This window comes from Paenibacillus sp. Y660 (assembly GCF_057221575.1).
In genome coordinates this window covers 23,950-33,508 of the sequence record NZ_JBXBBJ010000036.1, presented here as the reverse complement: position 1 = coordinate 33,508, position 9,559 = coordinate 23,950, and the positions used below count along the sequence as shown (strand labels likewise).

Here is a 9,559-nt window from a genome sequence, read left to right as displayed (position 1 = left end):
AAAAGGTATTCTTCGCGATTATTGGTGTGATTTCCAAAAGTCAAGGGGTTTTCCGGTTTTTAGCTTACATTTCTATGACTATTAATCGGTTTCCATCGCTTGGAATGAACTGCATAAGTCATGACACTAGTTTGTTAATCGTTCAATGGTTTGTTAATCACACACTAGTTTGTTAATCATGCTGTTTGTCGAGCTTGCTGCTTCTATGACTAAAATGCCCTACATCGACGCTTTCACATCCTCCGCTCGCCTATTTGGACGAAATACGAAGCCGAGCATTGCAAAAATGAGGAATGTAGCGCCCAAGAACAGAAAGTTTACAGAATCGGAAATATAGCGTATGCCATAACCTCCGAGAGTCGGCCCCATGATGCTGCCAAGGCTGAAGTGGATCGATGCGATCACATTCGCCGCTGGCAGTATAGCGCGAGGCAATATATCCGCGGCATAGGCAAGACCGAGCGAATAGAACGATCCTACTACTCCTCCGGCAATTACGAATAGCACGAGAAGCATTGCAACATTGCCGCCAGCAGCAGGTATCGCGAAGAAAGCTAGCGATCCGATTATACCGCAGGCAATTAGCACCGGCTTTCGCCCGATTCGGTCGCTCATGATGCCAAGCGGCAGCTGCAGGATCAGGCTTCCAACGCCGAAAGCCAATAACAGCAGGGAGATCCAGTGCTGGCTTAAATCGATGCGCAAGCCGTACAGCGGGAAGCTGCTGTTCATGGAAGCTTCCATCAAGCCGTACAGGAAGCCCGGTATAAGCACAAACCACGCCATGCGATACGTTCTCACGAACCGATTTTCCGCCGCAGCGCCTCTTGCAGCTCGCTCGGGCATCTCATTTTTCATCCGCAGAACTAACAGAAGAACCGTGACAAAAAATAGGCAGGAAACAACAAACGGAACCGATCTTCCAAGCGGTAGAAGATTAATGCCAAGCGGCCCTATACTGAAGCCAAGACCGTATGCCATACCGTATAGAGAAATATATCTCCCTCTCCGATCAGCGGGGCTTGAGCTCACAATCCATAGCTGAGTTGCATAATGGAGCGAGCTGTCGCCTACACCGACAAGCAGACGCAAGACGAACCATATAGCTAGCGACTCTGTGAATGGGAAGAGCAGACTCGCAAGCGTAACTAACGCAATCCCTGCTACGATCACTTTTTTGTAACCAAAACGCATGACCGGCTTCTCCACGAAAAACATCGTACAGAAAATGCCGATATACATAGCAGCCGAGTTAATACCGTTCATATCCGATGAAATGCCGGAGTCCTCCAGCATAATAGACAGCAGCGGCAGCAACAGCCCTTGGCTCATGCCCGCGACTACGACGACCAGCAGCAATGTAATTAAACGAAAACGAAATGAAACCGAACCTCTTGCAATTACACCTGATGACAAACCACTTGCACTCTCCTTGAATAATTATTGTCTATTTTTCCCCTTACACATTGTATACTTGGCGGAAATGCCTGACAACAGCCTTTCATTGCCAGCTTGCTCGCGAATCCCCTGTACTGCCGTTTATAATACTTTGACGAAAGTTACCCAAGCAACATTTTTCCGCAAAAATCTTATCAGTTTCTCGCAGCAGTGAAGTAGGGATAATCCATCTTTTCTTGAATTTGCCTAGCTGCCTCAGCGCTAATAAGAGATTCCACGACATATAGACCCAAATCAATAGAAGCCGAGACGCCTCCGCCCGTAAAAACATTCCCATCCCTCACGTAACGCTCCTTAATCACCTCTGCGCAATAAGGCGCCAGCAGCTCGTAAGCAGACGGATTTGTTGTCGCTTTTTTGTCATGCAAATACCCCGCAGCACCCAAAATTAATGCTCCTGTGCACACCGACACCTTGTACTCTACATCACGTGCAGTTTGAATCCATGCTATAAAATCGGCATCATATCTTAGCTGCCTTGTCGAAAAGCCGCCCGGGATAAATAGTAAATCATAGGCTGACAGGTCAGGAAGAACCCGGTCTATCTTCATAGTCAGTCCGCGATCATCCGTAATCTGCTCTTTGTTCGAACAAAAATCCCATGACATCTTCATTTCTGCTTCGAACTTCCCTAATCTCGTTACTGCATCATAAAAACCGACAAAATCCAGCGTAGTCATCTGATCAAATAGAATGAATGCGATCCTCATACCAGAACACCTGACCTTTCATCATCGTTAAAATAAAAAAAGCACTTGATCGAGGATCAAATACTTTGCCAGGCGTACGGCGATATGAATATATGCTCCCTTGTGGTTGTCCACTTTTACGCCAGTCACACATACCAGATATTTACTTTATTGTATGAGGAAAATGGGGAGAATGCAATGTTTTTTTCTGAAAACGATAGCCTTGCATCCAAAAACGAGCTTTCGAGCGGACAGTAGTTCTGGTATATTTGCGTTTTGACCCTTTTAGCGTAATAAGAGGACAGGAGATCCGTTTATCTCCATCTAAACGAGGTTAGAATGGGGTTTTCTGAGTGATTAGCGGATCCTGAGTCCGCGAATGCCACAATAATCGTTGAATTAGAAAAATAAAGGATTCTCTGTCCGCTGCAGCTCTCTTTTCCATCACCGCCCTCTGGCACAGGAATAGCCCATGCACCGCCATTTCAAGTTTAGTCCTTTTGAGACAGCCCCTTTTTTGCTATGCATTGGGAAGCATTAGGCTTGGATTAATTCGACGTAGAAATGGCTCTGCATGCTCCAGCTGCTTGAATGCAAATGCCAAATCCCCATCTCCTGCCAAAGCTAAATCCAGGTTGGATACAGTAGCCGCAAGGGTCCTTGCCGTAAGGGCGAACGAAAACGACGGTTGGCCGGCAATGATTTCCGTACTGCTCATCATGTATGCGTAGGTTGGCTCTTGTAATCCGCCAAATAAGACAAGATTACTGACATAAGAGGCTAGATCCCAATAAGCCGGCATGTAGCATACATCCTCAAAATCGATCCATTTCCAGCCTTCTGGACTCGGGAGCAAGTTTCGGGCATGCGCATCTCCATGAGCCGGCATCAGAGCTTCAGGTTCAAGCCTTCGCATTTGGTTGTCTATCTCCCAAAAAATCGCCAGCAAAGCTTGGATACGAGGATCTGTCTGTTCAATGAGCCTTGAAGCCGACTCATAGGCCCTTTCCCATACACCGAGAACAGGGATGGTACACGCAGTGAAGCCACTCATCGCTAAGGTAAGAGCATTAACGAGTTCAACTGCCTCGCTTGGCGAAAGCGGCTCCAATGGTGCAGGAGGCGCGTAATGCCAAAATGTCGCCCACCTGCTCCCAACACGATGAGGTCCTGCATTTGGAATCGGCAGCAGTACTGGTACGCCATTATGGTGCAAATGATTGGCCACCTGCAGCTCGCGCTCGAGAATATCATGTGCAAGCTCTGCGTTTTTCTCAGAAAGAACAACAGCCACTCGAACAGTAATCGCATGAGGAGCCAAATGAATGATCAAATTTCCGCCTTCACTTAAAATAACGGGATCAATGTCCGTAAACCCAAGCTTCTCCGCAGTAATCAGCACCTGTGAAACAAGTTCACCTCTATCAGACAATCGAACAGCTCCCTTAATGGATGGAATACGTTCATCTTAGCCCGATTGCTCCAAATTTTACAGGCACAAAACAGGTATATTTAATTTTTCCGCCAGCTTTAAGCTAATGTCTCCCATTTCGCCCACATTTCTTGCGGGTTCAGTTCGTAAATATCGTTTTCTCTAAACATGAATTGATGCATAATAAATTCCCGCCGGATCGTAGCGAAATCGTCATGGAAGCCTTTAATAAACGCGTTTATTTCCTTTTCCGTATACTTTTGCCCTCTCGTCAGGTGCGATACGATATGCTGAAGCGCGATCAGTTTTTTCTTATGCTGGGCGGGAATATGCTTCAGCTTTCCCTCCGCCGTAAAAAAATTGCGGATAACCGATTCCTTTAGACGCTTGCTGCTTTCCTCCATACTCTCCAATCCCCTCTCCATTCCCGCATTCCGATAGATGAGCTGCTCCGCAGCGCTGGCGTTGCTCTTAATAAAATAATGGTTCAGCGAAAAATAAATCGTATTCTTTTCTCTGCGCTCATTAATTAAGCTGGCCTCCCGCAGCTTAGTCGCATGATGCGTGACCGTTGCTGGCGTAACGCCTAGCTTCTCTGCAAGCTCTTGCCCGTTAAGCTCGCCTTCTGCCAGCATGATCAACAGCTTAATTCTCGTCGCATCAGCCAGCGCCTTATGATAAGCCACAACCTTATCCAGCTGCATATTTTTATTCCCCCTTTGTTTTAAATTTAACATTTATCTAATTAGATATTTATCTAATCAGATAATAACGGGTAACCTATGATTTGTCAAATCATAAGTTTCGTATTTTTTTGTAACCATCATGAATGCTCGGAATACAGATTGTCATCATCCGCGATGCTTTGGATATCCTCCGAGCTAATGCTTATATATTCGTAGCCTTCTGCCTGCTGCTTCTTCAGCGCCCGTTCTTTAAAAAACTTCGGACTGCCTTCGCCTGCATCCTCGTCGTAAACGAGCAAAATGCCGTCCGTTCTGCGAAACAGCAGCTCGTCCCGCGCCGTAAATTGCCAAATCCCGTTATATGGCTGATTGCTGACGGAAGCGTAATAATCGACCCCTTTTAGCACCTGCTGATAAAATTCCTTTTTATCGTCCTTCCACTTCTCTTCCGGATTAGCGTATGCGGAAATAATCGAAAGCCGCAGATGAGGATACATCTCCTTGAGCGCGATCACGACCTCGCAAGCCCAAAGGTCAACGCCGTACTGGCCTGGCGTAATCACCCATTCGAGACCATCCTCTATGAGCGGCACCAGCTTGCCCGTCAACGCTTTTTTAATATAAACGATGCCTTCATGCTTCTGGCTAAAAATATTAAGCTCATGCGCGCGATAGCCCGTAACGAGTAAATTTTTCATTAGTTCAACGCCTTTTCGGATAATTATGGTTTACATCTTTCCAGTGTATGCTATAGTAGAAAAAATACAAATTGAATATGGACCAATTTATTTCACTAGGGGAGTCTAACGGCTGAGATGGAGCGCATGCTCCGGACCCTTTGAACCTGATCTGGATCATTCCAGCGGAGGGAAGTGGAGCAGAAACAGCATTCATTCACGCGCGCAAGCCTTGTATGATCGTTAGACCCGCTCATTTCCTTTCGGAAATGAGTGGGTCTTTATTCGTTTACGGGGAGATGAGTCGATGAAAGTATATAAAGCGTTAACGATTGCAGGCTCGGATAGCGGCGGCGGCGCAGGCATTCAAGCTGATCTGAAAACGTTTCAAGAGCTTGGCGCCTACGGCATGTCAGTCATTACCGCGGTTACTGCCCAAAACACGCTCGGCGTCCAAGGCGTATATGCGATGGAGGCTGCTGCCGTCAGAAGACAGCTTGATTCGATTGGCGAGGATCTGACACCTGCCGCGCTCAAGACGGGCATGCTGTTCAGCAGCGAAATCATTGAAATTGTAGCCGCAAAAATAAAGCAATATCAGTGGCAGAACTTGATCATTGATCCTGTTATGGTTGCCAAAGGCGGCTCTTCCCTGCTGCAGCAGGAAGCTATTCAAGCTCTCATCAAGCATTTGCTGCCGCTCGCGCTCGTGACGACGCCAAACATTCCGGAGGCAGAGTTGCTTGCACGGATGGCTATCCGCACGCTCAGCGAACGGGAGGAAGCAGCGAAAATCTTGTTCCAGCAAGGCTCTCGTTATGTCGTTATCAAAGGCGGCCACGACTCGGGCTGCTCACAGCTCGTCGACCTCATTTATGATGGTGAACGTTTCGATTATTTGGAGAGCCTACGAATCGATACTCGGCATACTCATGGTACAGGGTGTACATTCTCGGCAGCACTTACCGCTGAAATTGCGCAAGGAAAAACAGTTCCCGATGCGATTAGAACAGCCAAAGCCTTTATTCAAGCTGCGATTGAGGATCAGCTTGGGTTCGGCAGCGGCCACGGGCCTACGAATCATTTTGCCTATCGGCGCAGGCTGCAAGACGCGAGACAGATCTAGAACAAAGAAAACGCCGCTTCTGGTAAGGAAACGGCGTTAGCTTTTTCACCCTAATTAACGAATGTATGCGTTTGTAAGCTTAAGCTTCTGAAGAGCAAGACCAATCTCGCCGTGCCAACTGCAAGCAGCACAATCGATGAGACAAACAGAAGATGCGTAATGCCTGGAACAAACGCAAACATCAGCTTCCAAGACGCATCGAGTAGACCTGGCAATACGATCAAGGCAATAGGCAGAATCAAATGGAAGAGTCCTATTGAAATAAAATGAAGCTTGATGGCTGAATCGTTTGGATCAGAGATGCTGAAATCCGGCAAATATCGCTGCACAGGCGCATCCAGCTCATCCTTTACCTCATCTACAAGCTGCATGACAGCCAGCGCTGTAAATGACTTACTTGTCGATCCGAGAATAAACGGCGTTTGCGGCGTAATCGGTGTGTTCTTGGAATCCGCTGTTCCGTAGCCTTTTATGTACAGCGGGGAATCCTTCTTAACGACTCCAATCGCTGCGCCTGGAATGTTGTACTTCTTCATCGCCGACTCGATATAGCGATTTAATTCGGCATACACAGCTTGTTCTTCTGTCGCAGCAGCATGGACTCTTTCGGGTACCATGCCAAAGCTCGTAAGTGCCGCTGCTATCGTGCAAAGCAGCACTGACATACATATCACGTTTCTGATCATAGTCGTTCCACTCATTTCCTCACATATTCATTGGCCTTTCTATTCAACAGTATAGGTCAATGAAAAAGAAAAGGAATGGACTTCAGGTATGATCGCTGCCTAGACTTTAGGCGGGTGAAATGGGTTATTGCACGCTCAATCTAGCGATTGTCCACTTTCTCCGGATAAAGATCATGGTTCATGAGGCGATGCTCCGCGATTTGCTCATATTTGGTGCCAGGCTGGCCCCAGTTGCAATAAGGGTCGATGGATATGCCTCCGCGCGGCGTGAATTTGCCCCAAACCTCGATATATCTTGGGTTCATGAGCGCAATCAAATCATTCATAATGATGTTCATGCAATCCTCATGGAAATCGCCATGGTTGCGGAAGCTGAACAAATACAGCTTGAGCGACTTGCTCTCTACCATTTTGCTGCCGGGAATATAGGAAATATAAATGGTTGCAAAATCAGGCTGCCCCGTCATGGGACAAAGGCTTGTAAATTCTGGACAGTTGAACTTTACGAAATAATCGCGGTTCGGATGCTTATTATCGAATGCTTCTAAAATTTCCGGCGAATAGTTAAACAAATATTGCGTTCCTTGATTGCCTAGCAGCGTCACGCCGTTCAGCTCTTCCTTGCTTCTTCCTTCCATGCTCGTCTCCGCCTTTCCTTTCTATTAAACGCCCTTCTTATTGCCCCATACCCAGGTATGGAGCTGCGGCAGCACATGAACCCGCTTCAAATCCGCATTCGGCATCACGCGCTCGATCAGCCATTCATAACGCTCCACCAAATAAGGAAGCATACGCTGCGGCTCCGTTTCCTGCAACTGACCATTTCCAGCTTGCAAATAAAAGGGAACCTTCGGATAACGCAAATGAACGGTGGTCGCATATGCAAGATCCTCATCATCGAAGACGACCGTCTTCAAGCAAAAGCTTGATGCCCGCTCGTTCAGCTTGGATACGATATCGTCCAGCACCTGCCAATCCGTCTTCATGCCGGAGCTTGGCGGCTTAGGCGACAAGGTCAGCTCGTCAATGGTCCAAAACCAATTCTGCCATCGGCTGCCCTGCGTCTCCAACGCAACGCTAATTCCCCGCTCATGCAGCTCTTCAATAAAAACGCCCAGCTGCGGCAGCAGCGCGGGATTGCCGCCTGAGATCGTCACATGCTCAAATGCGCTTCCGCCGATTGCCGTTAATTCCTCTATAATTTCATTCGCTGTCAGCATGCGAATATCTGCTTTCGCGCTTCCGTCCCAAGTAAACGCGGAATCGCACCAAGAGCAGCTGTAGTCGCAGCCTGCGGTACGAACGAACATCGTCTTCCGGCCAATAACCATGCCTTCGCCTTGTACAGTTGGACCGAATACTTCCAAGACGGGAATCCGTTTAGTTGCTTGCATTCGAATCCGCCTTTCTCTTAGGACGGTAAATACAGTAGCTTGTCGGCGTTTCACGGAGATAAACCTGAACGCACTGCGGACGATTCACCGTACCGTCCAAATAGCGCTGAACGATCTCGCAAATCGTACGCGCCACAACCTCAGTCGTGGGAAAACGCTCCGGCTGCGTGTCGCTGAAACATTCCTTATCGTCATTGAGAAGCGTATGATCGAACCGATCATGAATAAGCTGCTTAATGATCGCGAAATTGACTAGAAAGCCTGCCGTATCAAGCTCATCACCGGCTACCGTGACGTTGGCAAAATACGTATGCCCATGCAGCTGACGGCATTTGCCGGCTTCCTCGGCTGGTACAAAATGGGCCGCTGCGAACTGAAAATCCTTGTTCAGCTCATAGCTATAAGGGTGCACGGCTGCTGGATAGATCTGCTGCAGCATTATTGTTTCACTCCCTGATTCCGTTTGACCAAATATTCGTCAAGTCCATTTCTTCGAAGCACACATGCCGGGCATTCGCCGCAGCCTTCAGCAACAATGCCGTTATAGCAGGTGAGCGTCCGCTCCCGTACGAATTCAAACGCGCCGAGCGTCTCGGCAAGCTCCCATGTCTCGGCTTTATTCAGCCACATGAGCGGCGTATCGATGACAAAAGGATAATCCATGGACAAATTCAGCGTTACATTCAACGATTTCACGAATATGTCCCGGCAATCCGGATAGCCGCTAAAATCCGTTTCGCACACGCCGGTTACGATATGCTTCGCGCCAAGCTGCTTTGCCAGCACTGCCGCGAAGGTGAGAAATAAGAGATTCCGTCCATCGACAAAGGTCGTAGGAAGCTCCCCTTCTTTTTGCTCAATGGCAATGTCATCTCTAGTAAGCGCGTTAGGCGCCAATTGATTAAGCAGCGACATATCGAGAATATGATGCTTAATGTTAAGCTCCTTGGCAATTTCCGCTGCGATATCCAGCTCAAGCTTATGCCGCTGTCCATAATTGAACGTAACAGCTTCAACCTCCGAGAAGCGCTCCATTGCCCAAAACAGGCAAGTCGTGCTGTCTTGGCCGCCGCTGAATACGACGACCGCCTTTTCTTTTTTCATGCTGCATCTCCCTCTCTGGTTTGAGAAGAAAGAGCTCGCCTGACATCCTTCATAGGTAGCTAAAAAACCAAAGAAACGGCGCGAAGCGGCAAGAGCCGGTTCGCGCCGAACGCAAAAACGACGATGTCACCTGACGGGACAATCGTTTCGCATAGTTTTTTATAGAGGGAGTTCGCGAACCTCTCCCGGCAGCCGTTTGCGTCAATGGGCAAAGCTCCGGAATTTCTTCTTTAGTTATATATCCTCAAGTACTATAGCATAGCTTGGAGCAAATGGAAACAGTCAGTATTTAACTGAGCGGCTTCCA

11 protein-coding genes and 3 riboswitches are annotated in these 9,559 nt (G+C 47.9%); of the genes, 1 reads left to right on the top strand and 10 read right to left on the bottom strand.

Going from position 1 to position 9,559, the window contains the following annotated elements; genetic code table 11:
* Positions 1 to 219 precede the first annotated feature (219 nt).
* The 5 genes from AC2TDN_RS24355 to AC2TDN_RS24335 form a co-directional block, all read right to left on the bottom strand.
* Positions 220 to 1,416, bottom strand: coding sequence for an MFS transporter (locus tag AC2TDN_RS24355; protein ID WP_484690475.1), 1,197 nt, complete (start codon positions 1,414 to 1,416; stop codon positions 220 to 222).
* 176 nt (positions 1,417 to 1,592) lie between these two features.
* Entirely contained in the window at positions 1,593 to 2,168 is a 576-nt protein-coding gene (locus tag AC2TDN_RS24350; RefSeq protein WP_484690474.1) for a DJ-1/PfpI family protein, read from the bottom strand.
* A gap of 60 nt (positions 2,169 to 2,228) precedes the next feature.
* Positions 2,229 to 2,307: riboswitch (ZMP/ZTP riboswitch) on the bottom strand.
* 360 nt (positions 2,308 to 2,667) lie between these two features.
* Positions 2,668 to 3,579: a phosphotransferase gene (locus AC2TDN_RS24345; RefSeq protein WP_484690473.1), complete on the bottom strand. Its 912-nt coding sequence runs from the start codon at positions 3,577 to 3,579 to the stop codon at positions 2,668 to 2,670.
* A gap of 98 nt (positions 3,580 to 3,677) precedes the next feature.
* Positions 3,678 to 4,283 carry a DUF2087 domain-containing protein gene (locus AC2TDN_RS24340; RefSeq protein WP_484690472.1) on the bottom strand — a complete coding sequence of 202 codons (606 nt, stop codon included), beginning with the start codon at positions 4,281 to 4,283 and terminating at the stop codon, positions 3,678 to 3,680.
* A 119-nt stretch (positions 4,284 to 4,402) separates the two neighbouring features.
* Positions 4,403 to 4,963 carry an SLOG family protein gene (locus AC2TDN_RS24335; RefSeq protein WP_482068904.1) on the bottom strand — a complete coding sequence of 187 codons (561 nt, stop codon included), beginning with the start codon at positions 4,961 to 4,963 and terminating at the stop codon, positions 4,403 to 4,405.
* 87 nt (positions 4,964 to 5,050) lie between these two features.
* A riboswitch (TPP riboswitch) is annotated at positions 5,051 to 5,153 on the top strand.
* 96 nt (positions 5,154 to 5,249) lie between these two features.
* Here AC2TDN_RS24335 and thiD point away from each other — a divergent pair.
* Entirely contained in the window at positions 5,250 to 6,068 is an 819-nt protein-coding gene (gene thiD / locus AC2TDN_RS24330; RefSeq protein ID WP_484690471.1) for a bifunctional hydroxymethylpyrimidine kinase/phosphomethylpyrimidine kinase, read from the top strand.
* Positions 6,069 to 6,118: 50 nt separating this feature from the next.
* On the opposite strand, the gene AC2TDN_RS24325 is transcribed toward thiD, so the two are convergent.
* The 5 genes from AC2TDN_RS24325 to queC form a co-directional block, all read right to left on the bottom strand.
* Positions 6,119 to 6,754: a serine hydrolase domain-containing protein gene (locus AC2TDN_RS24325; protein ID WP_484690470.1), complete on the bottom strand. Its 636-nt coding sequence runs from the start codon at positions 6,752 to 6,754 to the stop codon at positions 6,119 to 6,121.
* A 140-nt stretch (positions 6,755 to 6,894) separates the two neighbouring features.
* A complete protein-coding gene (queF, locus tag AC2TDN_RS24320; RefSeq protein ID WP_484690469.1) occupies positions 6,895 to 7,392 on the bottom strand; it encodes a preQ(1) synthase in 498 nt (165 codons plus the stop codon).
* Between the two features lie 24 nt (positions 7,393 to 7,416).
* Positions 7,417 to 8,148 (bottom strand): 7-carboxy-7-deazaguanine synthase QueE, encoded by a 732-nt coding sequence (gene queE / locus AC2TDN_RS24315; protein WP_484690468.1) that lies wholly within the window; start codon positions 8,146 to 8,148, stop codon positions 7,417 to 7,419.
* The gene (gene queD / locus AC2TDN_RS24310) at positions 8,135 to 8,587 is read right to left on the bottom strand and encodes a 6-carboxytetrahydropterin synthase QueD (protein WP_484690467.1); all 453 of its coding nucleotides are present in this window, start codon (positions 8,585 to 8,587) and stop codon (positions 8,135 to 8,137) included. Before queD ends, queE begins: the two co-directional genes overlap by 14 nt.
* The gene (gene queC, locus AC2TDN_RS24305; protein ID WP_482068898.1) at positions 8,587 to 9,252 is read right to left on the bottom strand and encodes a 7-cyano-7-deazaguanine synthase QueC; all 666 of its coding nucleotides are present in this window, start codon (positions 9,250 to 9,252) and stop codon (positions 8,587 to 8,589) included. Before queC ends, queD begins: the two co-directional genes overlap by 1 nt.
* A gap of 145 nt (positions 9,253 to 9,397) precedes the next feature.
* A riboswitch (PreQ1 riboswitch) is annotated at positions 9,398 to 9,441 on the bottom strand.
* Positions 9,442 to 9,559: the final 118 nt, after the last annotated feature.